Genomic DNA, 26,035 nt, shown 5'->3' on the forward strand with positions numbered 1-26,035 from the left:
ACGGCGTCAGGCCCCGATCCAGCCCAGCAGCGCCGGGCCGTAATGGCGCCAGGCGAGCAGGGCGCCGCCGGCCAGCAGCAGCAGCGCGACGAGGTTGGCGGCGACCAGCGTCATGAAGCCGGGCGGCGGGCGCAGCCGGCCCAGATGGTCCTGCACGGCGGCAAGGCGGATCTCCTCCACCCGGTTGTGCAGGCTGCGGAACGCGTAGCCTTCCAGCGCGGCATCGGCTTCGCGGCGCAGGCCCTCGATGCCGTTCGGCGCCAGCGGGCGCGCGGCTTCCACGGCCAGGGCGAAGGCCAGCAGGTCGCGCAGGCGGTTGCCGTCGCCGGGGGTCAGGAAGCTGCCCAGGGGGGGCAGGGGCGGGGGCGGGCTCATGCGGAATTCCTCGGCCGGGGTCGGGCGCGGGAAACGCGCGGCGCGCTCCTCCGCCGCGCCGGCTGTCGCCGGTGTGACCCGTTCAGCCCTGGTATCGTTGTCGGCCATGAACAATCCGTGAGAACGATCTGTCGTTCCGTTGAAGCGACGCTGGAATTGTGACGTGGTAGCACCCCCCCGGCGGGGGCACAAACCGGAGTCACAGGGTGCATCAGGATCGTTACAGGATCGTCGCGGGCCTGCTCATCGCAGGCCTTTCCGCCACCCTGCCACGCGACGCGGAGGCGCAGGCCGTGCCGCGTGGTGAGACGCAGCGCGGCGTGACCGTGGCCGACCGGGCGCGGGAGGACTACGATCCGCTCGGCGTGCGGCTCGGCGCCTTCCGCCTGGATGCGGCGGCGGAGCTCGGCATGGGCTACGACGACAACCTGTTCGGCACGCGGCGCGGCCGCACCGCGGATGGCTATGCGACTTGGGTCGGCGAGACATCGCTGAACAGCGACTGGTCCACCCATGCGGTGGGCGCCACCGCGCGGATCGAGCAGCGGCGCTACATCGAGGAGACGGCGCAGGACTGGACCGACTACGCGGTCGGCCTGTTCGGCCGCTACGACCTGAATGCCGAGACGAATGTCGAGGCACGCTACAACCGGGTGCAGGAACACCTGGAGGTCAGCAGCATCGATGTGCAGCAGGCCGGCCTGTCCCGCCCCATCCCCTACTACTACGACGAGGTGCAGGCCCAGGCGACGACGCGCTTCAACCGGATCGGCGTGACCGCGATCGGCAATTGGCGCGGCTACCGCTTCGACGACGTGGATCTGGGCGGGCCGCAGCAGCCGGCGACGCCGCGGCAGGGCGACGTGTCGCGCTTCGACTTCAATTCGACGCTGGGGGCGCTCGGCCTGTCCTACGCGCTGGCGCCGGGGCGCTTCGTGAACGTCATCGGCCGGGTGCAGGAGATCAAGTACCAGTCGAGCGCGCAATCCGCCCGCGACAGCATGACCTATGAGGGGCTGGTCGGCTTCACCTACGATTTCGACGGCGTCTGGCGCGCCCGCGTGGCGATCGGCTACCGGCAGCGGGACTATGACGGGCCGGGGCTGAAGACGCTGTCCGGCCCGGCCTTCGAGGGCGACGTGACCTGGCAGCCGACGCAGCTGACCACCGTGACCTTCCAGGGCCGCCGCACCATCGAGGAATCGATCCGCAACAACGCCACCAGCTTCACGCGCACGCTGGGCCAGGTGCGGGTGGACCACGAATACCTGCGCAACGTGATCCTCGGCGTCGAGCTCGGCGTGGACCGGCGGGAATACGAACAGCCGAGCGAGCAGGCGACGGACGGCTTCGCCATCCTCTCCGCCCGCTACCTGTTGAACCGCAACGTGTCGCTGGTGGGGTCCTACCAGCATGCGCGGCGGCTCGATTCCTCGGCCGGGGTGCCGGAATTCGACCGCAACCTGGTCCAGTTGCGGCTGCGCATCGCCTTGTGATGCGGGCGGGGCAGAAAGCCGGCGGCGGCCCCGCGTTGGGGTAGGCGCCGCCGGGTGCCTCCCGGCGGCCGACAGCCGCCGGGAGCCCCGCCTTGACCACCGAGACCGCCGACGCCGCGCCGATCCGCCTGCTGGGCCTGGAGTTCGAGGCGCGTGACGCCGATGCGGCGCTGGCGCTGCTGGCCGCGCGCGACGCGGCCGCGCCCTTCGCCTACCTCGTCACCCCCAATGCGGACCACCTGGTGCGGCTGGCGCGCGACCCCGCGCGCTACGGGCCGCTGTACCGGGATGCCGCCTGGCGGCTGATGGACAGCCGCGTGGTGGCGCGCCTGGCGCGCGTGATCGGCCTGGCGGCGCCGCCGGTGGTGCCCGGCAGCGACCTGACGGCGCGGCTGCTGGAGGAGGCGGTGCGGCCCGACGATCCCGTCGCGGTGCTGGGCGGCGGCGCGGGCACCGTCGCCGCGGTGGCGCGGCGCTTCGGGCTGCGGCGCCTCATGCACCACGAACCGCCCATGGGCTTCGATGCCGATCCCGATGCCTTCGCCCGCGCGGTCGATTTCGTCGCGCAGTCGGGCGCGCGGTTCAGCTTCCTCTGCGTGGGATCGCCGCGGCAGGAGATGGTGGCGCGGGCGGTGCTGGCGCGCGGCGGCGCGACGGGCACGGCGCTGTGCGTGGGGGCGAGCCTGCTGTTCCTGTCGGGGGAGGAGCGGCGCGCGCCGCGCCTGGTGCAGCGCGCGGGGATGGAATGGGCGTGGCGGATGGCGCGGGACCCGAAGCGGCTGGCGCGCCGCTACCTGGTGGATGATCCCGCCATCCTGGCGCTGCTGTGGCGGGAGAAGCGGTCGGGCCTGTAGGCCGGGCCCTGCCCCCGGGCCTACAGGTCAGGATCTTGCCGCGGGCCTAAAGGCCCGACAGCACTTCCCGCTTCAGGCGCTGCAGCGGCGTGCCGCGATGCGCGGCATCGGTGCGGGCCAGGTAGGCGCGGCTTGTCTCGGTATGGCCGTAGAGGTGTTCCGTGCCGGGCAGCGGGCGGAAGCGATGCGCCAGCGCCAGCGCGGCGGGCGCGGCGCGCAGCCCCTGGGCCAGCACGCCGTTGCGGATGCCCTTGGCCTGGTAGGCCAGGAAGCGCGGCAGCAGCGCCGCCGGGTTCGCCCCGTGCTTCATGGCGATGTAGAGCCGGTTGCGCACGAAGTGGAACCAGCGCGTGCCGGACCAGGCGACGCGCGCCTCCGGGCTCACCTTGTGGCGCACGGCGATGTCGCCGCGGTAGCGGATGGTGCGGCCCATGTTGATGAGGCGGAGCGCGAGGTCGTATTCCTCCCACGCGAAGAACAGCGCGTCGTCGTAGCCGCCGGCGGTTTCGAAATCCGCGCGGCGCAGGGCGTGGCCGGCGCCGACGAAGGTGGCGGCATCGAAGGTCTCCGCGGCGCGCGGCAGCAGGCCCTTGGGATAGCCCCAGGAGGAGAGGTCGTCCTGCCCCGTCGCATGCACCAGGATGCGGCAGGCGATGGCGCCGAGATGGGGGGCGGCATCCATCGCCGCGACGGCGCGGGCCAGCGTATCGGGCGTGGCGAATTCGGCATCGTTGTCGAGGGCGAAGACGATGCGCGCGCGCCCGAGCGCGGTGGCGCGGTTGCGCCCGCCGGCGACGCCGTGGTTGCGGTCCAGCCGCACCAGCGTGGCATCCGGCGCGCCCTGCACCGCGGCGCGCAGCCGCGCCAGGGCGATGTCGCTGCTGCCCTGGTCCGCGATCCAGACATGCTTGCGGATGCCCTGCTGCGCGCGGGCGGAGGCGATGGCGGCGATCGTCTCCTCCGCGCGTTCCATCGCCAGGATGATGACATCGGCATCCACGGGCAGGGGCGGGCCGGCGGCGCCGGCGACGTGCTGCGGGGCGGCGTAGGACGGGCGGTTGGTCATGCTTCGGTCCGTCATCTCGGGGGCAGCGCGAAATCGGGGGCGGGGATGGCCAGGTAGGCCATGCGCTTCGCCTCCATCCGCCCGCGCGTCACCGTATCCAGGATCAGGCCGCAGGCGAGGGAGAGGAAGGCCAGCAGCATCAGGCCGGTGGAGAGCACCGCGGTCGGCAGCCGCGGCACCAGGCCGGTGGCGAGGAAGGTCTGGAAGACGGGGATCGCGATGCCGATGGAGACCAGCGCGAGGGCCATCGCGAGCAGCGCGAAGAAGGGCAGCGGGCGTTCGCGGCGGACCAGCAGCGCGATGGTGCGCAGGATGCGGAAGCCGTCCCGCCAGGTGTTGAGCTTGGAGGCGCTGCCCGGCGGGCGTTCGCGGTAGCGGGTCACGACCTCCCCCACCGGCATGCTGAGTTCGAGGGCGTGGACGGTGAATTCCGTCTCCGTCTCGAACCCCGCCGCCAGGGCGGGGAAGGATTTGGCGAAGCGGCGGGAGAAGACGCGGTAGCCCGAGAGCATGTCGGAGATGCGGTCGCCGAAGATCAGCCGCACCACGCCGGTCAGGACCGCATTGCCCAGGCGGTGGCCGGGGCGGTAGGCGGCCACGGCATCCGTCACCCGCGTGCCCGTCACCATGTCCAGGCGCTCATCCAGCAGCAGGCGGATCATGGCCGGCGCGGCGCTGGCATCGTAGGTGTCGTCGCCATCGACCAGGACGTACACATCGGCCTCGATATCCGCGAGCATGCGGCGGACGACATGGCCCTTGCCCTGCAGGCGTTCGGTGCGCACCACGGCGCCGGCGGCCAGCGCGGCTTCCCGGGTGCGGTCGCGGCTGTTGTTGTCATAGACATAGACGGTCGCTTCCGGCAGGGCGCTGCGGAAGGCGGCGACCACGCGGGGGATCGCCACTTCCTCATTGTAGCAGGGCACCAGCACGGCGATGCGCGGCGCGGGCGGGCGCGTGCCGTCCCAGGCGCGATCGGCCACCGTCTCCAGGCGTTGCATCAGGGTCACCTCCCGCTGGTGCATGCAGGCGCTAGAGCGCGTTCCGCATGCAGGCCACGGCGAGCAAGGTGCGCAGGATGATGGTGATATCAAGCCAGGGCGACCAGCGTTCGATGTATTCGAGGTCGCTTTCCACCCGGCGGATGATCTGTTCCTCCGTGATCGTCGGCCCGCGCCAGCCGCGCACCTGGGCCAGGCCGGTCAGGCCGGGCTTCACCTGGTGGCGGGCGGCGTAGTTGGCGACCACCTCGTCGAAGCGCCGGCCGGCGGCGCGGGTGCCGGGGGCATGCGGGCGGGGTCCGACGAAGGACATGTCGCCCTTCAGGATGTTGAAGATCTGCGGCAGCTCGTCGAGCGAGGTCTTGCGCAGGATGGCGCCGACGGGGGTGACGCGCGCATCGCCCGCGCGGACCTGGCGCAGCACCTCATGGTCCGTCGCCTCCGCGTACATGGTGCGGAATTTCAGCACGTCGAAGGGCTGGTCGTTGAAGCCGGTGCGGCGCTGGCGGAAGAAGACCGGGCCGGGGCTGTCCAGCTTGATGGCCAGCGCGATCAGCAGCATGGGGACGGCGGCGATGGCCAGGGCGAGGATCGCCATGGCGTAGTCCTCCGCCACCTTCACCGCGGCGCCGAGGCCGGAGATGGGGCGGGCGCGCAGCAGCACGGGGCCGGCCGGGCGGCGGCTGGCGGGCAGGCGGTCCATCAGCAGGTCGGGCGCCAGGCGGATCTCCACCGGATAGGCGCTGAGTTGGTCCAGCGCCGCGGCGATCCGCGCTTCCGCCGACCAGGGCAGGGCGAGCACCACCACATCCACCTGCCCGGCGCGGATCAGGGCGGCGAGCTGCGCCATGCCGCCCAGGCGGCGAAGCCCGTCCGGCAGCGCATCGGCCCCGCGCGCGCCGCGGTCATCGACCAGGCCCAGCAGGCGCAGGCCGCTGCCGCCGTTGCGGCGCATCGCCTCCGTCAGGCGGGTGGCCTGGGGGCCGGCGCCGAGGATGACGGCGCGCTGGGCGCTGCGGCTGCCATCCTGGCGCAGCAGCGCCGCGACGGCGGTGCGGGCGGCGAGGAGACAGGCGCCGGCCAGCAGCGCCGCGGTGCCGAGCCAGGCGGGGTCGATCCGCCGCTGCGCGCCGAGCGTGACGGCGACGAGGAGAAGCACCAGCAGCGCCGCCGCCAGGCCCTGCAGGGCGCGGGCGCGCTGCGGGCCGGCGCGGTGCAGCGCGGCATGGTCATAGGCGCCGATGGCGCCGGCGAAGGCCACGGCCAGGCCGGCCAGCAGCCCCGTCATGCCCGCGTGGCGCGCGCCCGGATTGTTGACCAGGGCATCGGCCAGCAGCCCGGCGCCGCCGATCGCGATGAGGTCCAGCAGCACGACCAGCGCGGCCACCGCGACCGGGGGCAGGGGGCGCGCCGCCGCGCGCACCGCATCGGGCAGGGCATCCGCCCCGATGCCGGCAAGGAACGGCGTCACGGTGCCGCCACGGCCGTCATCCGGCGCACGGCTGGCCTGGTTTCGCTTCGGCATGGAAGCGGCTCCGCTGGTGGCGTGGGCGGGAAGGGCGGGGCGCATGTCGGGGGCAGCCTGGGGGGTCGAGATGCGCATCCTGCCGTGTCTTGTTCAGGGGCTGTCGAGGGCGGGTTGCAGGGCACTCAAGCCCCTTTCCCATCCACGAAGACGTAACGTCGCGACAGGAGAAAGTTCCCGACCATGCCGGCCAGGGCGCCGGCCGCGACGCCGATGACGGGGTGTTCAGCGACCGCCGGAACCCCCGCGACGAGCGCGGCATAGGTGCCGTAGTTGCATGCGAATCCGATCAGGTTGACGGCAAGGAACAGCGCCCATTGCCGCGCCACCGGGCCCTGGCCGCGGCCGCGGAAGGTCCAGGCGCGGTTCAGCGCCCAGGTCGTGGTGGCGGCGGCGACGTAGGAGACGGCGCGGCCCGAATAGAGGCCGAGGCCCAGGGCCAGCCCCGCATAGAGCACGGCCGTATCCACCACGAAGCCCACCGTGCCGACCACGCCGAAGCGGAGGAACTGGAGGAGCGTCGCGAAGCGGGCCGGACCCAGGCGGGTGGCGAGGCGCTGGCTGAGCGTCGGGAAGGCGTGGTCGGACATGCGTACTCCTGCTGCAGTGCAGCATGGCGATTGGGCAGTCCCAGCACAAACCACGGCATGGTGACTGAAAAGCGGCAGAGCCCCCCGGCTTGCCCGGCTGGGGGGCGCCTGCGACCTTCACGTTCAGTTGGCTTGGATGAATGGGCATGCGGATAGGGATCGTCGGGCTCGGCAACATGGGCGGCGCCATGGCGGCGCGGCTGGCGGGGGGCGGGGCGGCGGTGACGGGCTTCGACCTGCACGGGCCCTCGGTGGCGGCGGCGCTGGAGGCCGGGGTCACGATCGCGGGGGCGGTGGCGAATGTCGCGGCGCCGGTCGTCATCCTCTCTCTGCCGCAGGAGAGGGCGGTGGAGGCGGTGCTGGGCGCGCTGCTGCCCTCGCTGGAGCGCGGCGCGGTGGTGATCGATACCTCGACGCTCGATCCGCTGGCGGCGCGGCGCTTCCATGCGCTCGCGGCCTCCTTCGGCGTGGACTACGTGGATGCGCCGGTGTCCGGCGGGCCGGCCGGGGCGGCGGCGGGGACGCTCGCGATGATGCTGGGCGGCGACGCGGCGGCGATCGAGCGCGCGCGGCCGGTGCTGGAGCGCATGGCCACGCGCATCATCCCGGTCGGCGGGCCGGGGGCGGGGCAGGTGGCGAAGCTGGTGAACAACCTGCTGGTCGCGACGCACCTGGCCGTGGCGGCGGAGGCGCTGCGCATGGGGGAGGCCGCGGGGGTGAAGGCGGAGGCGCTGCTGCCGGTGGTGAACGCCGCCTCCGGCCGCTCCGCCGCCACGGAGGTGAATTTCCCCCGGTGGATCACCAGCGGGGCCTTCGATTCGGGCTTCTCGGCGGGGCTGATGCGGAAGGATGTGCGGCTCGCGCTCGGGCTGGCCAAGGCGGTGGGCGCGCCGCTCGATGCCTGCGCGCAGGCGGCGGCGCTGTGGGAGGGGGCGGATGTCGTGGATGCCGCCGACTTCAACCGCGTGCCGGCGGCGATCCTGGCCGGGGAGGGCGCGTGATGGGCAATGCGGCATTCGCGGCGGCCACGGTCGCGGCGCGGGGCGTGGCGGCGCTGCTGGGCGGGCGCGTCGGCAGCGTGGTGGATGGCCAGGTGGTGGAAGGGCAGGGCGCGGCGATCGGCCTGGATGACCCGGCCACGGGGCTGCCGCTGCTCGGCTATGCCGATGCCGGGGCGGCGGTGGCGCGGGCCGCCGCGGCCGGCGCGGCGCGGGCGCAGCGCGCCTGGATCGCGCTGAGCGCGGCGGAGCGCGGGCGGCGGATCTGGGCGCTGGGCGCCGCCATCCGGGCGGAGGCGGAGGCGCTGGCGCAGCTGGAATGCGCCAATACCGGCAAGCCGCTGCGCGACTGCCGGGGAGAGGTCGCGCGCGTCGCCGAGATGGCGGAATACTGGGCGGGGTGGTGCGACAAGCTGGAGGGGCGCGTCGTCTCCGTCCCCTCCGGCCATTTCGTGACGGTGCGGCGGGAGCCGATGGGCGTGGTGCTGGCCATCACGCCCTGGAACGCGCCGCTGTTCACCGCGGGCTGGAACGTGCTGCCGGCGCTGGCCGCGGGCAATGCGGTGGTGCTGAAGCCCAGCGAATACACGCCGCTGACCTCCGCCGCCTTCGGGCTGCTGGCGGTGAAGGCGGGGCTGCCGGCGGGGCTGGTGCAGGTGGTGGCGGGCGCGGGGGCGACGAGCGGGGAGGCGCTGCTGGGCGCGCCGGAGGTCGCGATGGTGACCTTCGTCGGCGGCGCCGCCACCGGCGCGCGCATCGCCGGCGCTTGCGCGGCGCGGATGATCCCCTGCGTGATGGAATTGGGCGGCAAGTCCGCCAACATCGTCTTCGCGGATGCGGACCTGCCCGCCGCGGTGCAGGGCGCGCAGCAGGCGATCTTCGCGGGCAGCGGGCAATCCTGCGTCGCGGGGTCCCGGCTGCTGGTGCAGCGCTCCATCCATGACCGCTTCGTGGAGATGCTGGCGGAGGCATCGTCGCGCATCCGCCTCGGCGATCCGCTGGATGCGGGGACGGAGGCCGGGCCGGTCTGCAATGCCAGGCAGTTCGAGCATGTCCGGGCGCTGGTCTCGGCCGGGGCGGCGGCGGGGGCGGAGGTCTTCACCGCGCCGCGCGGCCGGGCCCTGCCGGAAGCGGGGTTCTGGGTGCCGCCGACCATCCTGGCCGGCGTCACCAATGCCGCGCGGGTGGCGCAGGAGGAGATCTTCGGCCCGGTCGTGGCGGCGATCCCCTTCGAGGATGAGGCGGAGGCGATCGCCATCGCCAATGCCACGCCCTTCGGCCTGGCGGGCGCGGCCTGGACGAGCGATGTGGGGCGCGCGCATCGCGTGGCCGCGGCGGTGCGGGCGGGCACCTTCTGGATCAACGGCTACCGCACCATCCATGTCTCCGTCCCCTTTGGCGGCTTCGGCGCCAGCGGGCATGGCCGGTCCTCGGGGCAGGAGGCGCTGATGGCCTATACCCAGGCGAAGGCGGTGTGGGTGGAGACGGGGGTGGAGCCCGCGCTGGGCTTCGGGCATCGCCCCGCGGGCGTGGGGGGATAGGCCGGCGGGCGTGGGGGGATAGGCCGGCGGGCGTGGGGGGCGGGCGCGCGAACCCCCAACCCGACCCTTCCCCGCAGGCGCGGGGAGGGAGACGAAGCCTCTCCCCTTGCATCCCGCCCGGTAACTCTGTTCCTTACGCGGGATTGAACGGGCGGGGCGGATCGATGCCTTGCCAAGCCATGCCGGGGGGCACCGAGGAACCATGAATCGTCGCCAAATCCTGACGGGGGCCGGTGCGGTCCTCGGCGCTTCCGCGATGGGGATGCCGGCCCTCGGCCAGGGCACCAGCGGGGCGTCCCGCCTGCTGAAGTTCATCCCGCAGGCCGACCTGGCGGTGCTGGACCCGATCCTGACCACGGCCTACGTGACGCGCCACCACGGCTACATGATCTGGGACACGCTCTACGGCTTCGACCAGGACTACAAGGCGCAGCCGCAGATGGTGCAGGGCCATGTCATCGAGGATGACGGCAAGCGCGTGACCATGACGCTGCGCGACGGGCTGCGCTGGCATGATGGGGAACCGGTGCGGGCGCGGGACTGCGTCGCCTCCATCCGCCGCTGGGGTGCCCGCGATGCGCTGGGCCAGGTGCTGCTCTCCGTCACGGACGAACTCTCCGCGCCCGACGACAAGACCATCCTGTTCCGCCTGAAGCGGCCCTTCCCGCTGATGTTCGAGGCGCTGGGCAAGCCCTCCACCCCCGTCGCCTTCATGATGCCGGAACGGCTGGCGAGCCAGGACCCGAACCAGCCGCTGCGCGGCGACCTGATCGGCAGCGGGCCCTTCCGCTTCGCCGCCAGCGAACGCGTGCCCGGCGCGCGCGTGGTCTATACGCGGTTCGAGGGCTATGTGCCCCGCAGCGAGGGCACGCCGACCTGGACGGCGGGGCCGAAGCGCACCTTCCTCGACCGCGTCGAATGGCATGTGACGCCGGACCCCGCCACCGCCTCCGCCGCGCTGCAGAACGGCGAGATGGATTGGTGGGAGCAGCCGACGGGCGACCTGCAGCCGGTGCTGCGCCGCAACCGCAACGTGGTGCTGGAGATCCCGGACCCCACGGGCCTGCTGGCCGTGGCGCGCTTCAACCACCTGCACGCGCCCTTCGACAAGCCGGCGGTGCGCCGCGCGCTGCTGGGCGCCGTGAACCAGGCGGATTTCATGACCGCCGTGATCGGCACGGATCGCAGCCTGTGGCGGGAGAATATCGGCTTCTTCCCGCCGGGCACGCCGCTCGCCTCCGATGTGGGGCTGGAGGCGCTGACCAGCCCGCGCGACATGGAGAAGGTGAAGCGCGACCTGGCGGCCGCCGGCTACAACGGCGAGCGGGTGACGCTGATCGCGGCCTCCGACTTCCCGAGCCTGAATGCGCTGGCGCAGGTCACGAACGACATGCTGCGGCGCGCGGGCATGAATGTGGACTATGTCGCGACCGACTGGGGCACGGTGGTGCAGCGGCGCGCGAGCCGGGAGGCGCCGGAGCGCGGCGGCTGGAGCATGTTCTGCACCTTCTGGGCGGGCGTGGACATGTTCAACCCCGGCGTCCACCAGAGCCTGCGCGGCCATGGCCAGGCCGCCTGGTTCGGCTGGCCGACCATCCCGCGGATCGAGGAGCTGCGGAACGCCTGGTTCGACGCGCCGGACCTGGCGGCGCAGCAGGCGATCGCGCGGCAGATCCAGGAAGTGGCGTTCCAGGAAGTGCCCTACCTGCCGCTCGGCCAGTATTTCCAGGCGACGGCATACCGCCGTGGCATCAGCGGCGTGCTCAAGGGCCTGCCGCTGTTCTGGAACGTGCAGAAATCCTGAGCATCTTCGGCGCGGGGGGCGTTTTCTCCCCGCGCCTTCCCGCTTGCGGGATCGGCTGTGCCCTGTTCTCATCCCCCGCGACAGGGTGATCGGGAGAACGAGGGAATGCATCGCAGGAACCTGCTGAAGGCAGGCGCCGCCGCGGCCGGCGCATCGGCGCTGAGCCACGCGGCCATCGCGCAGCCCGCGCAGAACCGCGTCCTCAAGATGGTGCCGCAGGCGAACCTGACGAGCCTGGATCCCATCTGGACCACGGCGAACATCACCCGCAACCACGGCTACATGGTCTATGACACGCTCTACGGCATGGATGCGGATTTCCGCCCCCAGCCGCAGATGGCGGAAGGCGCCGTGACCAGCGATGGCGGGCTTCGCGTCACCATCACCATCCGCGCCGGCATGAAGTTCCATGATGGCGAGCCGGTGCGCGCCATCGACTGCGTCGCCTCCCTCCAGCGCTGGATGAAGCGGAGCCCGATCGGGCAGAAGCTGGAGACCTTCGTCGATGCGGTGGAGGCCGATGGCGACCGGCGGATCGTCTTCCGCCTGAAGCGGGCCTTCCCGATGCTGACCTCGGCGCTGGCGCAGGTGTCGAACAGCCCAGCCTTCATCATGCCGGAACGCATCGCGCGCACCGATCCGTTCCAGCAGATCCGGGAGACGGTGGGCAGCGGCCCCTTCCGCTTCGTGCCGGGGGAGTTCAATTCCGGCAGCCTCGCGGTCTATGCGCGCAACCCCGACTACAGCCCGAGCCCGGTCGGCACGCCGAGCCTGACGGCGGGGCCGAAGGTGGTGAATTTCGACCGCGTCGAGTGGCACATCATCACCGATGCCTCCACCGCCGCGGCGGCGCTTCAGACGGGCGAGATCGACTGGTACGAGCAGCCGCCGCCCGAGATCCAGATGCTGCTGCGGCGGAACCGCAACGTGGTGGTGGAGGCGGTGGACCCGCTGCCGCTGATCGGCATCATGCGGTTCAATCACCTGCACCCGCCCTTCAACGACAAGAAGATGCGCCAGGCGCTGCTGCCGGCGATCAGCCAGTCCGACTTCATGAGCGCGATCGTCGGGCCCGATGCCTCGCTCTACATGGAGAATGTCGGCATCTTCACGCCCGGCACGCCGCTGGCGAATGATGCGGGGCTGGAGCCGCTGAAGGGCCCGCGCAGCGTCGATCGCGCCCGGGCCCTGATGCGGGAGGCCGGCTACACCAACCAGCTGACGCGCCTCATCGGGCCGACGGACATCCTGGCGCCTTCCGCCATGACGCAGGTGGGGGCGGACCTGCTGCGGCGCCTCGGCTTCAACGCCGACAACGCCTTCAGCGACTGGGGCACGACGGTGACGCGGCGGACATCGCGGGAGCCGGTGGAGCGCGGCGGCTGGAGCATGCTGTTCACCAGCTTCTCCTCCTTCGACTTCGTCGATCCCAGCGCGCATTTCCCGCTGCGCGGCAACGGCGCCAATGCCTGGCCGGGCTGGCCCAACATGCCGCGGCTGGAGGAGCTGCGCGACGCCTGGTTCGTGGCGCCGGACCTGGATGCGCAGAAGCGCATCGCGCGGGAATTGCAGACCGTCGCGATGGACGAGCTGCCCTACATCCCCGTCGGCGCCTACATGTCGATGACCGCGCATCGGCGGAACCTGGCGGACCGCGTGAAGGGCATGGCGCTGTTCTGGGGGCTGCGCCGGACCTGATCCTGCGTGCCTGACAGCAACCCGGTGACGGAGGCGGCGATGATCGGCAGGCGTGGATTGATGGCGGCGACGGCCGCGGGTGTCGCGATGCCGAGCGTGGTGGGCGCGCAGGGAGGGGCCGCGCGAACGCTGCGCGTCATCCCGCAGGCGAACCTCACCTCGCTCGACCCCGTCTGGACCACGGCGGTGGTCACGCGCAACAATGCCTTCATGATCTACGACCAGATCTGCGCCCAGGACAGCAAGGGCGAGATCCGGCCGCAGATGGCGGAGGGGTGGGCGGTGGCCGATGGCGGGCTTTCCGTCACCTTCACGCTGCGCCCCGGCCTGGTGTTCCATGACGGGGAGAGGGTGACGGCGCGGGACTGCGTCGCCTCCATCGATCGCTGGTCGAAGCGCGATCCCTTCATGCAGGTGCTGCAGCCCTTCGTGGCGGAGGTGGCGGCGCTGGACGACCGGCGCTTCCGCTTCCGGCTGCATCGCCCCGTGCCGCTGCTGCTGGCGGCGCTCGGCCAGACGCAGTTCCCCTGCTTCATCATGCCGGAGCGCATCGCGCGCACCGATGCCTTCACGCAGATCCGGGAGGCCGTGGGCAGCGGTCCTTTCCGCTTCCTGCCGAATGAGTGGAACCCGGGCCAGCGATCCGTCTGGGCGAAGCATGATGGCTATGTGCCGCGGCAGGAGGCGGTGGATGGCCTGGCCGGCGGCCGCGTGCCGCGGATCGACCGCGTGGAATGGACCGTCATCACCGATCCCGCGACCAGCGCCAATGCGATGATGCTGGGGGAGCAGGATTACTGGGAGTACCCGCTGCACGACCTGCTCGGCCTGATGCGGCGGAACCGGGAGCTGGTGATCCAGCAGCGGCTGATGGATGGCACCTACGGCATCGCGCGCTTCAACACGCTGCACCCGCCCTTCAACAACCCCGCCATCCGCCGCGCCGTCGCCATGGCGGTGGACCAGCGGGACTACCTGACTTCCGTCGCCGGCGCCGATCCCGCGGGCTGGGGCGTCTGCGAGGGCGTCTTCACCTGCGACACGCCGATGGCGAACGAGGCCGGCAGCGAGATCCTGAAGACGCGCAACATCGACCGGGCGAAGGCCGCGCTGGCCGCCGCCGGCTACAATGGGGAGAAGGTCGTCCTCATCGCGCCGGGCGACTACCCGCAGATCAACGCGCTGTCGCTGGTGACGGCGGATCTGCTGAAGCGGCTCGGCATGAACCTGGAGGTGGTCGCGACCGACTGGGGCACGCTGATCCAGCGCCGCGCGAGCAAGGAACCGGTGGAGCGCGGCGGCTGGAGCATCATCCACACGACATCGTCGGGCCAGTCGCTGACCCTGCCGGTGACGCATCTGTTCCTGCGGACGAACGGCGCCAATGCCTGGTTCGGCTGGCCGGATGACGCGGAGATCGAGCGGCTGCGCGCGGAATGGGTGGCGGCGGGCGATGCGGCGGAGCACCGGCGGATCGCGGAGGCGCTGAACCGGCGCGCGATGGAGACGATGCACTACCTGCCGCTCGGCTACTACTGGCAGCCGAGTGCCTGGCGCCGCAACCTGACCGGCGTGTTCCGCGCGCCGGCGACCGTGTTCTGGAACATCGGCAAGGCCTGACGGAGGTGCCCATGATTTCGCGTCGTTCGGCGCTGGTGCTGGGGGGCGCGGCGCTGGCCGCGCCGCGCATCGCGGATGCGCAGGCCCAGGCGCGCACGCTGCGCTTCGTGCCGCAGGCCAACCTCTCCAACATCGATCCCGTCTGGTCCACCGCCGTCGTCGTGCGGAACCACGGACTGATGATCTACGACACGCTCTACGGCCTCGGCTCCGATTTCCGGCCAAGGCCGCAGATGGCGGCGGGGCACGAGATTTCCGACGATGGGCGCCGCTGGGTCATCAGCCTGCGGCCCGGCCTGCGCTTCCATGACGGCGCGCCCGTCACGGCGCGGGACTGCGTCGCCTCCATCCAGCGCTGGGCGAAGCGGGATGTGCTGGGGCAGCGCCTGGATGCGCTGATGGATGGCATCGCGGCGCTGGACGACACGCGCTTCGAGATCCGGCTGAAGAAGGCCTGGCCGGGCCTTGCCTTCGCGCTGGGCAAACCCTCGGCCAATATCTGCGCCATCATGCCGGAGCGCGTGGCGCGCACGGACCCCTTCACGCAGATCACGGACTACACGGGCAGCGGGCCCTATCGCTTCCGCCATGACCTGTTCCGGCCCGGCGACCGCATGATCTATGAGCGCTTCGCCGAATACGCGCCGCGGAGCGAGGCGGTGGATTTCCTCGCGGGCGGCAAGCAGGTGCATTTCGACCGGGTCGAGTGGATCGTCATGCCCGATCCCTCCACGGCCAGCGCCGCCTTGCAGAACAACGAGGTGGATTGGTGGGAGACGCCGCTGCCGGACCTGCTGCCGCTGCTGCGGCGGAACCGGGAGATCCAGGCGGAGCTGGTGAACACCGCCGGCAACCTCGGCGTGCTGCGCTTCAACTTCCTGCATCCGCCCTTCGACAATCCGGCCATTCGCCGCGCGGTGCTGCCGGCGGTCGACCAGCGCGCCTTCATGAACGCGGCGATCGGGACCGATCCCGCGCTCTCCACCGTGCCGGCCGGCGTCTTCACGCCCGGCACGCCGCTGGCGAATGACGAGGGGCTTTCCGTCCTCTCCGGCCCGCGGGACCTGGAGGCGGCGCGGCGGGCGCTGCGGGAGGCGGGGTATCGCGGGGAACGGGTGGCGATGCTGTCGGCCACCGACCTGCCGGTGCTGCAGAACCTGGCGGAGGTCGCGGCCGACCTGCTTCGGCGAATCGGCTTCAACGTCGATCTGCAGGCGATGGATTGGGGCACGCATATCCAGCGGCGCACCAATCGCGGGCCTGTCGATGCGGGGGGGTGGAGCGCCTTCTGCACCACCTGGGAAGGGCTCGATGTCTCCGTCCCCGGCAGCCACATGCCGATTCGCGGCAATGGCGCCAATGCCTGGGCCGGATGGCCCACGCTGCCGCGGCTGGAGGAGCTGCGCGAGGCGTGGTTCGAGGCGCCGGACCTGGCCGCCGAACAGACCATCGCGCGGGAGATCCAGCGCGTGGTCTGGCAGGAAGTGCCCTTCGTGCCGCTCGGCCAGGTGCTGCCGCTGATGGCCTATCGCCGCAGCATCACGGGCGTGGTGAAGGGCGGGCCGGCGCTGTTCTGGGGCGTGCGCCGCGCCTGACCGCGCTGGCACGGGATGTGCTGACGCCTGTCATCGTAACGCGTCTTCCCGCCGAGTCCCGGGCGGGGGGTGCTGGCGCGCAGCACAGGGATAAGGCACTCTGCCCACAACAAGGGCGGCAGGCCCATAACAGGGGGTTGCTACAAATGGATCGCAGGTCGTTCATCAAGGCCGGTGTGGCGGCGGGTGCCGTCGCGGCGGGCGGAGGCTTCGCCGCGCCGGCGCTCTCCCAGGGCGCCAATGCGCGCACGCTGCGCTTCGTGCCGCAGGCCAACCTGGCCAATTTCGACCCGATCTGGGGCACGCAATACGTCGTCCGCAACGCCGCCGTGCTGGTGTGGGACACGCTCTACGGCTTCGACGACAAGCTGGAGCCGCAGCGCCAGATGGTGGAGGGGGAGGAAGTCTCCGCCGACGGCAAGACCTGGACCTTCAAGCTGCGCACCGGCCTGCGCTTCCATGACAATGAGCCGGTGCTGGCCAAGGACGTCGTCGCCTCCATCGTCCGCTGGATGCCGCGCGACCCGATGGGCCAGATCCTGCGCCGGCTGAACGAGGAGCTGGTGGCGGTGGATGACCGCACCATCCGCTGGCGGCTTTCCGCGCCCTTCACCAAGATGAAGATGGCGCTGGGCAAGAACGCGACGCCGATGTGCTTCATCATGCCGGAGCGGATCGCGACGCGCTTCGACAGCTTCACGCAGATCAACGAATATGTCGGCTCCGGCCCCATGCGCTTCGTGCGCAACGAATGGGTGCCCGGCGCGCGCGCCGTCTTCCAGCGCTTCGACGGCTATGTGCCGCGCAACGAGCCCGCGAGCTGGCTGGCCGGCGGCAAGCGCATGATGGTCGATCGCGTCGAATGGATCGTGATGCCCGACCCGGCCACCGCTTCCGCCGCGCTGCAGAACGGCGAGGTGGATTGGTGGGAGAACCCGATCACCGACCTGGTGCCGGTGCTGCGCCGCAACCGCAACATCGCGGTCGATATCGCCGACCCGCTGGGCAACATCGGCGCCTTCCGCATGAACCACCTGCACGCGCCCTTCAACAACGTGAAGGTGCGCCAGGCCGTGATGACGGCGCTGAACCAGGAAGACTACATGACGGCGCTGGTCGGCAACGACCGCAACCTGTGGAAGGTGATGGGCGGCTTCTTCACGCCGGACACGCCGCTCTACACCGAGGCCGGCGGCGCCATGATGAAGGCCGCGAACCTGGAGCGCGGCCGCCAGCTGCTGCGCGAATCCGGCTACAACAACGAGCCGGTGACCTGCATCGTCGCGCAGGACCAGCCCATCACCAAGGCGCTGGGCGACGTGACGGCGGATCTGCTGAAGAAGCTCGGCATGAATGTGGACTTCGTCGCGACGGATTGGGGCACGGTCGGCCAGCGCCGCGCGATGAAGAACCCGCCCGGCCAGGGCGGCTGGTCCATGTTCCACACCTGGCATGCGGGCGCCGACGCCATCAACCCGATCCTCTACAACGCCGTCCGCGCCAATGGCGACGGCGCCTGGTTCGGCTGGCCCGATGTTCCGGCGGTGGAGGCGGAGGTGCCGAACTGGCTTGCCGCATCCAGCCTCGCGGAGGAGAAGGCGGCGATCGATCGCCTGAACGCCGCGGCGGTGGAGAATGTCGTCTATTGCCCGACCGGCTTCTTCCTGACCTACCAGGCCTGGCGCCGGAACGTCTCCGGCATCGTGAAGGGGCCGATTCCCTTCGCCTGGGGCGTCAGCAAGACCTGATCTGAAGGAAGCGTACCCGGATGTTCGCCTACATCGTCCGCCGAATCCTCGCCACGATCCCCGTCATGGCGATCGTGGCGCTGTTCGTCTTCTCCCTTCTCTACATCGCCCCGGGCGATCCGGCCGCGGTGATCGCGGGGGATCAGGCGACGCCGGCGGATGTGGAGCGCATCCGGGCGAGCCTCGGCCTCGACCGCCCCTATCTGGTGCGGTTCGGGGCCTGGCTCTGGGACATCCTGCGGGGTGACCTCGGGACGTCCATCTTCACCAACCTGCCGGTCGCGACGATGATCCAGCAGCGGATCGAGCCGACGCTGTCGCTGATGATCGTCACGCTGATCCTGGCCGTCTCCATCGCCGTGCCGATGGGCGTGGTGGCGGCCTGGCGGCAGGGCACCTGGATCGACCGCGCGGTGATGGGCTTCGCGGTGCTGGGCTTTTCCGTGCCCGTCTTCGTGGTGGGCTACGTGCTGGCCTATGTCTTCGCCCTCGAACTCGATTGGCTGCCGGTGCAGGGCTATACGCCCTTCAGCCGCGGCTTCTTCCCCTGGCTGGAGAATCTGATCCTGCCGGCGGTGGCGCTGGGGTCCGTCTATATCGCCCTGATCGCCCGCATCACGCGCGCCACGATGCTGGAGGTGCTGCAGCAGGACTACATCCGCACCGCCAAGGCCAAGGGCGTGGGGCAGCGTTCCATCCTGTTCATGCATGCGCTGAAGAACGCGGCGGTGCCGATCGTGACCGTCATCGGCATCGGCATCGCGCTGCTGATCGGCGGCGCCGTCGTGACGGAAAGCGTCTTCGCCATCCCGGGCCTCGGCCGCCTGACGGTGGATGCCATCCTGCGGCGCGACTACCCCGTCATCCAGGGCGTCGTGCTGCTGTTCTCCTTCATCTACGTGCTGGTCAATCTCGCGATCGACCTGGCCTATACCCTGTTCGACCCGAGGATCCGGTATTGAGCACCGCGACCATGGATGGCGGCCGCGCCGCCCCGCTTCAGCCCCACGCCCTTCCACCGGGCGTGAACGTCGCCCCCGAGATGGGCGACATCATGCCGGCGGTGAAGGCCAAGAAGGGCTTCATCGGCTTCCTGCGCCGCAACCCGACCATCGCGATCGGCGGCTTCCTGGTGCTGGTGATGGTCTGCATCGCCATCTTCGCGCCCTACCTGGCGCACCGGGACCCGACGGCGCTGGCGCCGGCGCTGCGGACGCGGGAGCCCTCCGCGCAGTTCTGGTTCGGCACGGACATGCTGGGCCGCGACGTCTATTCGCGCGTGCTGCATGGCGCGCGCGTGTCGCTGACCGTCGGCTTCTCGGTCGCCTTCTGCGCTTCCGTCATCGGCCTGACCATCGGCCTGATCTCCGGCTTCATCCGGCTGGCGGACAGCATCATCATGCGGTTCATGGACGGCATGATGTCCATCCCGCCGATCCTGCTGGCGATCGCGCTGATGGCGCTGACGCGGGGCAGCGTGGGGAACGTCATCCTCGCCATCACCATCGCGGAGATCCCGCGCGTGTCGCGCCTGGTGCGCGGCGTGGTGCTGAGCCTGCGGGAGCAGCCCTATGTGGATGCGGCCGTCGCCTCCGGCACGCGGACGCCGATGATCATCCTGCGCCACATCCTGCCGAACACGCTGGCGCCGCTGACGGTGCAGGCCACTTATATCTGCGCCAGCGCCATGATCACCGAAGCGATCCTGAGCTTCATCGGCGCCGGCACGCCGCCCATCATCCCGTCCTGGGGCAACATCATGGCGGAAGGCCGGGCGCTGTGGCAGGTGAAGCCCTACATCGTCTTCTTCCCCGCGGTGTTCCTCTCCATCACCGTGCTCGCCGTGAACCTGCTGGGTGACGGCCTGCGCGACGCCCTCGACCCCCGCATGGCCAAGAGGCTCTGATCACCATGGCCCTGCTCGAAGTCGAAAACCTGCAGACCCATTTCCGCACGCCGGATGGCATCAACCGCGCGGTGGATGGCGTGAACTTCCACGTCAATGCGGGGGAGACGGTCGCCATCGTCGGCGAATCCGGCTGCGGCAAGTCGGTCACCGCCATGTCCATCCTGCGGCTGATCCCGGAGCCGCCCGGCAAGATCGCCGGCGCCATCCGGTTCAACGGCAAGAATCTGCTGGACGCCTCCGACAAGGAGATGCGGGCGATCCGCGGCAACGAGATCAGCATGATCTTCCAGGAGCCGATGACCAGCCTGAACCCGGTGCTGACGGTCGGCCGCCAGATCGGGGAGACGCTGCGCCTGCACCAGGGCCTGTCCGCGCAAGCCGCGGAGGACCGGGCGGTGGAGATGCTGAAGCTCGTCGGCATCCCGGAGCCGCAGCGGCGCGTGAAGGAATATCCGCACCAGCTCTCGGGCGGCATGCGCCAGCGCGTGATGATCGCGATCGCGCTGGCCTGCAACCCGAAGCTGCTGATCGCGGATGAGCCGACCACGGCGCTCGACGTGACGATCCAGGCGCAGATCCTGGAGCTGATGCGGGACCTGAAGCACCGCGTCGGCGCGGCCATCGTGCTGATCACCCATGACCTCGGCGTCGTCGCCGAGGTCGCGGAGCGCGTGATCGTCATGTATGCGGGCCGCAAGGTGGAGGAGGCGGCCGTCGGGCCGCTGTTCCGCAACCCGCGGCACCCCTACACCCAGGGGCTGCTGGGTTCGATGCCGAAGCTGGGATCGTCCCTGACCGGGGAGGAGACCAGGCTGGCGGAGATTCCCGGCCTGGTGCCGAGCCTCAAGAAGAAGATTCCCGGCTGCGTCTTCGCCTCCCGCTGCCCGAAGGTGACGGATCTCTGCACGCAATACGCCCCGGCGCTGGAGGAGAAGGCGCCAGGCCATGTCGCGGCCTGCCACTATGCGCTGCGTGAGGAGGTCGTCGCGGCATGAGCCAGCCCCTGTTGCAGGTCAACGACCTCAAGAAGCACTTCCCGATCAAGGCCGGCTTCCTCGGCGGCACGACGGGCTATGTCTATGCCGTGGACGGCGTCTCTTTCGACATCGCGAAGGGGGAGACGCTGTCGCTGGTGGGCGAATCCGGCTGCGGCAAGTCCACCGTGGGGAAGGCGCTGCTGCGTCTGTTTCCGCTGACGGCCGGCCAGGTGGTGCTGGGCGGCGACCGGATCGACGACATGCCGAACGGCACGCTGCGGCCGCTGCGGCGGAAGATGCAGGTGGTGTTCCAGGACCCCTTCAGCAGCCTTAATCCACGCATGAAGGTGCGGGACATCCTCGCGGAGCCTATCCGCAATTTCGGGCTGGCCAAGGATGCCGCGGACCTGGAGAAGCGGCTCGAAGGGCTGATGGACAAGGTCCGGCTGCCGCGGGATGCCATCAACCGCTGGCCGCATGAATTCTCCGGCGGCCAGCGCCAGCGCATCGGCATCGCGCGGGCGCTCGCGGGCGAGCCCGACCTGATCATCTGCGACGAGGCCGTCTCGGCGCTCGACGTCTCGGTGAAGGCGCAGATCGTCAACCTGCTGCAGGACCTGCAGGCCGAGCTTGGCCTGGCGATGCTGTTCATCAGCCACGACCTGGCGATCGTGGAGCACATGACGCACCGGGTCGCGGTCATGTACCTCGGCAAGATCGTGGAGGTGGCGCCCAAGCGGTCGCTGTTCGGGGCGCCGAAGCATCCCTATACGGAGGCGCTGCTCTCCGCCGTGCCGGTGCCCATGCCGGGCGCGGCGCGGGAGCGCATCATCCTCAAGGGCGATGTGCCGAGCCCGATCAACCCGCCCAAGGGCTGCCGCTTCCACACGCGCTGCCCCTACGCCTTCGACCGCTGCCGGACGGAGGAGCCGCAGCTGCGGCCGGTGGCCGACGCGCTGGAGGAGGGGCATATCGCCGCCTGCCACCTGCATGACCGGCCGGCGGGGGAGAACCCGCTCTCCGGCGCTAAGGGGGCGCAGCTTCTGGCACTGGGCAGCGCCTGAGCCGGGGAGGGGAGATTTGATCTCTCCTCCGCAACAAGGCGATTCCCGGGCGCGGCGGTTGCGCCAGGCTCCCCTCTCAACAGGCCGGCAAAGGCCGGTGGAGAGGGGGGAGACGCCATGTTCGTGAACCGCCGCAGCCTGCTGGCCGCCACCACGCTGCCGAATTTCTCGGTCGCCCAGCCGCTCTGGCCGAGCCAGCCGGTGCGCTTCATCACGCCCTTCGCGCCGGGTGGCGGGGTGGATACGCTGGTCCGCCTCTACTGCGCGCGGCTGGGGGAGATCACCGGGCAGTCCTTCGTGGTCGAGAACCGGGCCGGGGCGGGCGGGAATATCGGGATGCTCGCCATCGCGCGGGCGCCGGCGGATGGGACGGTGATCGGCCTCGGCTCCGTCTCCTCTCTCGCCATCTCGCCGACGCTCAGGGCCGATATCCCCTTCGATGTGGAGCGGGACTTCACCTATGTGGGCGGGCTCTGGCAGCTGCCGAACCTGCTGATCCTCAACAACGACGTGCCGGCGCGGACGGTGCCGGAGCTGATCGAGGTGATCCGCCGGGCACCGGGGCAGTACACCTTCGCCAGCCCGGGATCCGGCACCACCGTGCACCTGTCCGGGGAGATGTTCCGGCAGATGGCGGGGCTCGACATGGTGCATGTGCCCTATCGCGGCGGCGCCGCGGCGCAGATCGATGTCATGGCCGGACGGGTGCACATGATCTTCGACAACATTCCGCAGAGCCTGGCGACGGCGAGGGCCGGCAAGGCGCGGGCGCTGGCGGTGACCAGCCTGCGCCGCAGCCCCTTCGCGCCGGAAATCCCGGCCATGGCCGAGTTCCTGCCCGGATTCGACATCACCTCCTGGGGCAGCGTCGTCGGGCCGGCGGGCCTGCCGGCGCCGGTCGTGGCGCGGCTGTCGGCGCTGACGGCACAGGTGCTGGACGACCCGGCCTTCAATGCGCGGCTGGCCGAGAACGGCGCCGGCGCCTGGCGGCAATCCCCGGAGGAGCTCACCGCCTTCCGGCGGGCTTCGGAGGCGCAGCTGGCGCCGGTGATCCGGGCCTCCGGCGCGCGGGTGGAGTAGGAAGGCGCCTCGCCTGCCGCTTGACGTTCGGCGGGGCGAGGGCGACTCTCTCCCCCAGGGAGCGGCCCCTGTTCCGGGGCTGGCCAATGGAATCTGGGGAGAGGCGCGATGCCGCAGGTCAGTCTGACGGTGAACGGCACCAAGCACACGGTCGAGGTCGAGGCCCGGACGCTGCTGGTGGAACTGCTGCGGGAGAAGCTGCGGCTGACCGGCACGCATGTGGGCTGCGACACCAGCCAGTGCGGCGCCTGCGTCGTCCATATGGGCGGCGACAGCATCAAGTCCTGCACCATCCTGGCCGTGCAGTGCGAGGGTGCCTCCATCACGACGATCGAGGGCCTGGCCGCGGCCGATGGCACGCTGCACCCGATGCAGGAAGCCTTCCGCGAGTATCACGCCCTGCAGTGCGGCTTCTGCACGCCGGGCATGGTCATGTCCGCCATCGACCTGGTGAACAAGCATCCGGACGGGCTTTCCGAGAAGGAGATCCGGGAGGGGCTGGAGGGCAACCTCTGCCGCTGCACGGGCTACCACAACATCGTCAAGGCGATCGCGGCTGCCAGCGATGTGATGCAGGGCCGCACCGCGGCGCTGGCGCCGGCCGCCGCGGAATAGTCTTCGCCGGTTGGGTGCTCCGCCGCGCCAAGGCCCCGGGAGAGGGCCGCGCGGCGGCGGGCCAGCCTGTTGCACGTCAACGGGGAGGATAGGTTCATGAACGTCGTGCAGCCCTTCGAGGGCATTGGCGCCAGCGTGCGCCGCAAGGAAGATTTCCGGTTCCTGCAGGGTCGCGGCATGTACACGGACGACATCAATCGTCCGGGCCAGACCCACGCCTTCATCCTGCGCAGCCCGCATGCGCATGCGACCATCAACGGCATCGACACGGCGGCCGCCAAGGCCATGCCGGGGGTGCTGGCGGTCTTCACCAGCGCGGACATGGCGGCCATCGGCGGCCTGCCCTGCGGCTGGCAGATCCACAACAAGGATGGCTCCCCGATGGCGGAGCCGAAGCACCCGGTGCTGGCGGAGGGCAAGGTCCGCCATGTCGGCGATCCCGTCGCCGTGGTGGTGGCGGAGACGCGGTCCCAGGCGCGGGATGCGGCGGAGGCCATCGTGGTGGACTACGCGCCGCTGCCCGGCGTCTCCACGACGGAGGCCGCGATCGCGCCCGGTGCGCCGGCGGTGCATGACGGCGTGGCGGGGAACCTCTGCTACGACTGGCATATCGGCGACAAGGCGGCGACGGATGCGGCCTTCGCCAAGGCCCACAAGGTGGTGAAGTTCTCCACCACCAACAACCGCCTGGTGCCGAACGCGATGGAGCCGCGCTCCGCCATCGGCGAATACGATTCCATGAGCGGCGACTACACGCTCTACACCACCAGCCAGAACCCGCATGTGATCCGGCTGCTGATGGGCGCCTTCGTGCTGGCGATCCCGGAGAGCAAGCTGCGCGTCGTGGCGCCGGATGTCGGCGGCGGCTTCGGCAGCAAGATCTACCACTATGCCGAGGAAGCGATCGTCACCTGGGCCTCGGCCAAGGTGAAGCGGCCGATCAAGTGGACCGCGGACCGCACCGAGAGCTTCATGTCCGACGCGCATGGCCGTGACCATGTGAGCACGGCCGAGCTGGCGCTGGATGCTGACGGAAAGATCCTGGGGCTGAAGGTGCACACGCTGGCCAATATGGGGGCCTATCTCTCCACCTTCGCGCCCTGCGTGCCGACCTACCTCTACGCCACGCTGCTGGCGGGCGTGTACACGACGCCGGTGATCTATGCCGAGGTGAAGGCGGTCTTCACCCATACCGTGCCGGTCGATGCCTATCGCGGCGCCGGGCGGCCGGAGGCGACCTATCTGCTCGAGCGGCTGATGGACGTCGCGGCGCGGGAGATCGGGATGGACCGGGTGGAGTTCCGCAAGAAGAACTTCATCCCGGTCGATGCCTTCCCCTACCAGACGCCGGTCGCGCTGCAATACGACAGCGGCGACTACTTCTCGACCCTCGCGGAGGCGCTGAAGACCGCGGACTGGGCGGGCTTCGAGGCACGGCGGGAAGCGGCGAAGGCGAAGGGCAAGCTGCGCGGCATCGGCATCTCCACCTACCTGGAGGCCTGCGGCATCGCGCCCTCCGCCGTCGTCGGCAGCCTCGGCGCGCGGGCGGGTCTGTACGAAGTGGGCACCATCCGCGTGCATCCGACGGGCAGCGTGACGGTGCTGACCGGCACGCACAGCCACGGCCAGGGGCATGAGACGACCCTGGCGCAGCTGGTGGCGGACAAGCTCGGCGTGCCAATCGCCAATGTGGACATCGTGCATGGCGACACCGCCAAGGTGCCCTTCGGCATGGGCACCTATGGCAGCCGGTCGCTGGCCGTCGGCGGCAGCGCGATGGACAAGGCGATGGACAAGATCATCGCCAAGGGCAAGCGCATCGCCGCGCACCTGATGGAAGCCAGCGTCGAGGATGTGGAGTTCGAGCGCGGGACCTTCCGCGTGGCGGGGACGGACAAGACCAAGTCCCTGACCGACATCAGCCTGACCGCTTATGTCCCCCACAACTACCCGATCGAGGAGATCGAGCCGGGGCTGGAGGAGACGGCCTTCTACGACCCGAAGAACTTCACCTATCCCGGCGGCTGCCACATCGCGGAAGTCGAGATCGACACGGAGACGGGCAAGGTCTCCATGGTGAACTTCACGGCGGTGGACGATGTGGGCCGCGTCATCAACCCGATGATCGTGGAAGGCCAGGTGCAGGGCGGCGTCGCCCAGGGCATCGGCCAGGCGCTGCTGGAAGCGGCCGTCTATGATGCGGAAGGGCAGCTCATCAGCGGGTCGATGATGGACTACACCATGCCGCGCGCCGATGACCTGGCGCCGGTCTCGGTCGCGACGCACACCACGCTCTGCACGCACAACCCGCTGGGGGTGAAGGGGTGTGGCGAGGTGGGGGCGATCGGGTCGCCGCCCGCCGTCATGAATGCCGTGGTTGACGCGCTGCGTGATTTCGGCGTGAACCATGTGGAGATGCCGGCGACGCCGGCGAAGATCTGGAACATCATCCACGGCCACCGCCTGGCGGCCGAGTGAG

Annotated in this window: 21 protein-coding genes; 16 read left to right on the forward strand and 5 right to left on the reverse strand. The window is 70.6% G+C overall.

Annotation, left to right across the window (positions count from 1 at the left end; translation table 11 throughout):
* Nucleotides 1-6: 6 nt before the first annotated feature.
* On the reverse strand, nt 7-375 hold the full coding sequence (locus tag JJI54_RS20250) for a hypothetical protein (protein WP_203074877.1): 369 nt from the start codon (nt 373-375) through the stop codon (nt 7-9).
* Between the two features lie 206 nt (nt 376-581).
* On the opposite strand from JJI54_RS20250, the gene JJI54_RS20255 reads away from it, so the two are divergent.
* Nucleotides 582-1,871: an outer membrane beta-barrel protein gene (locus JJI54_RS20255; RefSeq protein WP_203074878.1), complete on the forward strand. Its 1,290-nt coding sequence runs from the start codon at nt 582-584 to the stop codon at nt 1,869-1,871.
* A 92-nt stretch (nt 1,872-1,963) separates the two neighbouring features.
* Nucleotides 1,964-2,725, forward strand: coding sequence for a WecB/TagA/CpsF family glycosyltransferase (locus tag JJI54_RS20260; protein ID WP_203074879.1), 762 nt, complete (start codon nt 1,964-1,966; stop codon nt 2,723-2,725).
* A gap of 46 nt (nt 2,726-2,771) precedes the next feature.
* Here the strand turns inward: JJI54_RS20260 and JJI54_RS20265 are convergent, their stop codons facing one another.
* From JJI54_RS20265 to JJI54_RS20280, 4 genes are all read right to left on the reverse strand, one after another.
* Nucleotides 2,772-3,791 (reverse strand): glycosyltransferase family 2 protein, encoded by a 1,020-nt coding sequence (locus JJI54_RS20265; RefSeq protein WP_203074880.1) that lies wholly within the window; start codon nt 3,789-3,791, stop codon nt 2,772-2,774.
* Between the two features lie 11 nt (nt 3,792-3,802).
* On the reverse strand, nt 3,803-4,792 hold the full coding sequence (locus JJI54_RS20270) for a glycosyltransferase family 2 protein (RefSeq protein WP_203074881.1): 990 nt from the start codon (nt 4,790-4,792) through the stop codon (nt 3,803-3,805).
* Nucleotides 4,793-4,823: 31 nt separating this feature from the next.
* Nucleotides 4,824-6,317 carry an exopolysaccharide biosynthesis polyprenyl glycosylphosphotransferase gene (locus JJI54_RS20275; protein ID WP_203074882.1) on the reverse strand — a complete coding sequence of 498 codons (1,494 nt, stop codon included), beginning with the start codon at nt 6,315-6,317 and terminating at the stop codon, nt 4,824-4,826.
* Between the two features lie 125 nt (nt 6,318-6,442).
* A complete protein-coding gene (locus JJI54_RS20280) occupies nt 6,443-6,907 on the reverse strand; it encodes a GtrA family protein (protein WP_203074883.1) in 465 nt (154 codons plus the stop codon).
* Between the two features lie 146 nt (nt 6,908-7,053).
* On the opposite strand from JJI54_RS20280, the gene JJI54_RS20285 reads away from it, so the two are divergent.
* From JJI54_RS20285 to JJI54_RS20350, 14 genes are all read left to right on the forward strand, one after another.
* A complete protein-coding gene (locus JJI54_RS20285; RefSeq protein WP_226381944.1) occupies nt 7,054-7,908 on the forward strand; it encodes an NAD(P)-dependent oxidoreductase in 855 nt (284 codons plus the stop codon).
* Nucleotides 7,908-9,446, forward strand: a complete 1,539-nt coding sequence (locus JJI54_RS20290) for an aldehyde dehydrogenase family protein (protein WP_203074885.1) — start codon at nt 7,908-7,910, stop codon at nt 9,444-9,446. Before JJI54_RS20285 ends, JJI54_RS20290 begins: the two co-directional genes overlap by 1 nt.
* A 202-nt stretch (nt 9,447-9,648) precedes the next feature.
* Nucleotides 9,649-11,250: an ABC transporter substrate-binding protein gene (locus JJI54_RS20295; RefSeq protein ID WP_203074886.1), complete on the forward strand. Its 1,602-nt coding sequence runs from the start codon at nt 9,649-9,651 to the stop codon at nt 11,248-11,250.
* A 105-nt stretch (nt 11,251-11,355) separates the two neighbouring features.
* Nucleotides 11,356-12,948 (forward strand): ABC transporter substrate-binding protein, encoded by a 1,593-nt coding sequence (locus tag JJI54_RS20300; RefSeq protein WP_203074887.1) that lies wholly within the window; start codon nt 11,356-11,358, stop codon nt 12,946-12,948.
* A 42-nt stretch (nt 12,949-12,990) separates the two neighbouring features.
* The gene (locus JJI54_RS20305) at nt 12,991-14,568 is read left to right on the forward strand and encodes an ABC transporter substrate-binding protein (RefSeq protein WP_404817628.1); all 1,578 of its coding nucleotides are present in this window, start codon (nt 12,991-12,993) and stop codon (nt 14,566-14,568) included.
* Between the two features lie 11 nt (nt 14,569-14,579).
* The gene (locus JJI54_RS20310; protein ID WP_203074888.1) at nt 14,580-16,163 is read left to right on the forward strand and encodes an ABC transporter substrate-binding protein; all 1,584 of its coding nucleotides are present in this window, start codon (nt 14,580-14,582) and stop codon (nt 16,161-16,163) included.
* Nucleotides 16,164-16,309: 146 nt separating this feature from the next.
* Nucleotides 16,310-17,911 (forward strand): ABC transporter substrate-binding protein, encoded by a 1,602-nt coding sequence (locus JJI54_RS20315; protein ID WP_203074889.1) that lies wholly within the window; start codon nt 16,310-16,312, stop codon nt 17,909-17,911.
* Between the two features lie 20 nt (nt 17,912-17,931).
* Complete coding sequence (locus JJI54_RS20320) at nt 17,932-18,873, forward strand: ABC transporter permease (protein ID WP_203074890.1); 942 nt, start codon at nt 17,932-17,934, stop codon at nt 18,871-18,873.
* Complete coding sequence (locus JJI54_RS20325) at nt 18,870-19,817, forward strand: ABC transporter permease (RefSeq protein ID WP_456305607.1); 948 nt, start codon at nt 18,870-18,872, stop codon at nt 19,815-19,817. Before JJI54_RS20320 ends, JJI54_RS20325 begins: the two co-directional genes overlap by 4 nt.
* Nucleotides 19,818-19,822: 5 nt before the next feature.
* A complete protein-coding gene (locus JJI54_RS20330) occupies nt 19,823-20,815 on the forward strand; it encodes an ABC transporter ATP-binding protein (RefSeq protein ID WP_164694376.1) in 993 nt (330 codons plus the stop codon).
* A complete protein-coding gene (locus tag JJI54_RS20335) occupies nt 20,812-21,861 on the forward strand; it encodes an ABC transporter ATP-binding protein (RefSeq protein WP_203074891.1) in 1,050 nt (349 codons plus the stop codon). The genes JJI54_RS20330 and JJI54_RS20335 overlap by 4 nt, the downstream gene beginning before the upstream one ends.
* Nucleotides 21,862-21,978: 117 nt before the next feature.
* Nucleotides 21,979-22,941, forward strand: a complete 963-nt coding sequence (locus JJI54_RS20340) for a Bug family tripartite tricarboxylate transporter substrate binding protein (protein WP_203074892.1) — start codon at nt 21,979-21,981, stop codon at nt 22,939-22,941.
* Nucleotides 22,942-23,049: 108 nt separating this feature from the next.
* Nucleotides 23,050-23,556: a (2Fe-2S)-binding protein gene (locus tag JJI54_RS20345; protein WP_203074893.1), complete on the forward strand. Its 507-nt coding sequence runs from the start codon at nt 23,050-23,052 to the stop codon at nt 23,554-23,556.
* Nucleotides 23,557-23,652: 96 nt separating this feature from the next.
* Nucleotides 23,653-26,034 carry a xanthine dehydrogenase family protein molybdopterin-binding subunit gene (locus JJI54_RS20350; RefSeq protein WP_203074894.1) on the forward strand — a complete coding sequence of 794 codons (2,382 nt, stop codon included), beginning with the start codon at nt 23,653-23,655 and terminating at the stop codon, nt 26,032-26,034.
* The last annotated feature ends 1 nt before the right edge of the window (nt 26,035 follow it).

Origin of the sequence: Falsiroseomonas ponticola (assembly GCF_016805305.1) — a bacterium.
Classification (GTDB): Bacteria; Pseudomonadota; Alphaproteobacteria; order Acetobacterales; family Acetobacteraceae; genus Falsiroseomonas; species Falsiroseomonas ponticola.

Bases quoted from the DNA above. Each gene is read 5' to 3' on its own strand.
- JJI54_RS20250 (WP_203074877.1), bottom strand. From the start codon at position 375: ATGAGCCCGCCCCCGCCCCTGCCCCCCCTGGGCAGCTTCCTGACCCCC.
- JJI54_RS20265 (WP_203074880.1), bottom strand. From the start codon at position 3,791: ATGACCAACCGCCCGTCCTACGCCGCCCCGCAGCACGTCGCCGGCGCC.
- JJI54_RS20270 (WP_203074881.1), bottom strand. From the start codon at position 4,792: ATGCAACGCCTGGAGACGGTGGCCGATCGCGCCTGGGACGGCACGCGC.
- JJI54_RS20275 (WP_203074882.1), bottom strand. From the start codon at position 6,317: ATGCCGAAGCGAAACCAGGCCAGCCGTGCGCCGGATGACGGCCGTGGC.
- JJI54_RS20280 (WP_203074883.1), bottom strand. From the start codon at position 6,907: ATGTCCGACCACGCCTTCCCGACGCTCAGCCAGCGCCTCGCCACCCGC.
- JJI54_RS20285 (WP_226381944.1), top strand. From the start codon at position 7,054: ATGCGGATAGGGATCGTCGGGCTCGGCAACATGGGCGGCGCCATGGCG.
- JJI54_RS20290 (WP_203074885.1), top strand. From the start codon at position 7,908: ATGGGCAATGCGGCATTCGCGGCGGCCACGGTCGCGGCGCGGGGCGTG.
- JJI54_RS20295 (WP_203074886.1), top strand. From the start codon at position 9,649: ATGAATCGTCGCCAAATCCTGACGGGGGCCGGTGCGGTCCTCGGCGCT.
- JJI54_RS20300 (WP_203074887.1), top strand. From the start codon at position 11,356: ATGCATCGCAGGAACCTGCTGAAGGCAGGCGCCGCCGCGGCCGGCGCA.
- JJI54_RS20310 (WP_203074888.1), top strand. From the start codon at position 14,580: ATGATTTCGCGTCGTTCGGCGCTGGTGCTGGGGGGCGCGGCGCTGGCC.
- JJI54_RS20315 (WP_203074889.1), top strand. From the start codon at position 16,310: ATGGATCGCAGGTCGTTCATCAAGGCCGGTGTGGCGGCGGGTGCCGTC.
- JJI54_RS20320 (WP_203074890.1), top strand. From the start codon at position 17,932: ATGTTCGCCTACATCGTCCGCCGAATCCTCGCCACGATCCCCGTCATG.
- JJI54_RS20330 (WP_164694376.1), top strand. From the start codon at position 19,823: ATGGCCCTGCTCGAAGTCGAAAACCTGCAGACCCATTTCCGCACGCCG.
- JJI54_RS20335 (WP_203074891.1), top strand. From the start codon at position 20,812: ATGAGCCAGCCCCTGTTGCAGGTCAACGACCTCAAGAAGCACTTCCCG.
- JJI54_RS20340 (WP_203074892.1), top strand. From the start codon at position 21,979: ATGTTCGTGAACCGCCGCAGCCTGCTGGCCGCCACCACGCTGCCGAAT.
- JJI54_RS20345 (WP_203074893.1), top strand. From the start codon at position 23,050: ATGCCGCAGGTCAGTCTGACGGTGAACGGCACCAAGCACACGGTCGAG.
- JJI54_RS20350 (WP_203074894.1), top strand. From the start codon at position 23,653: ATGAACGTCGTGCAGCCCTTCGAGGGCATTGGCGCCAGCGTGCGCCGC.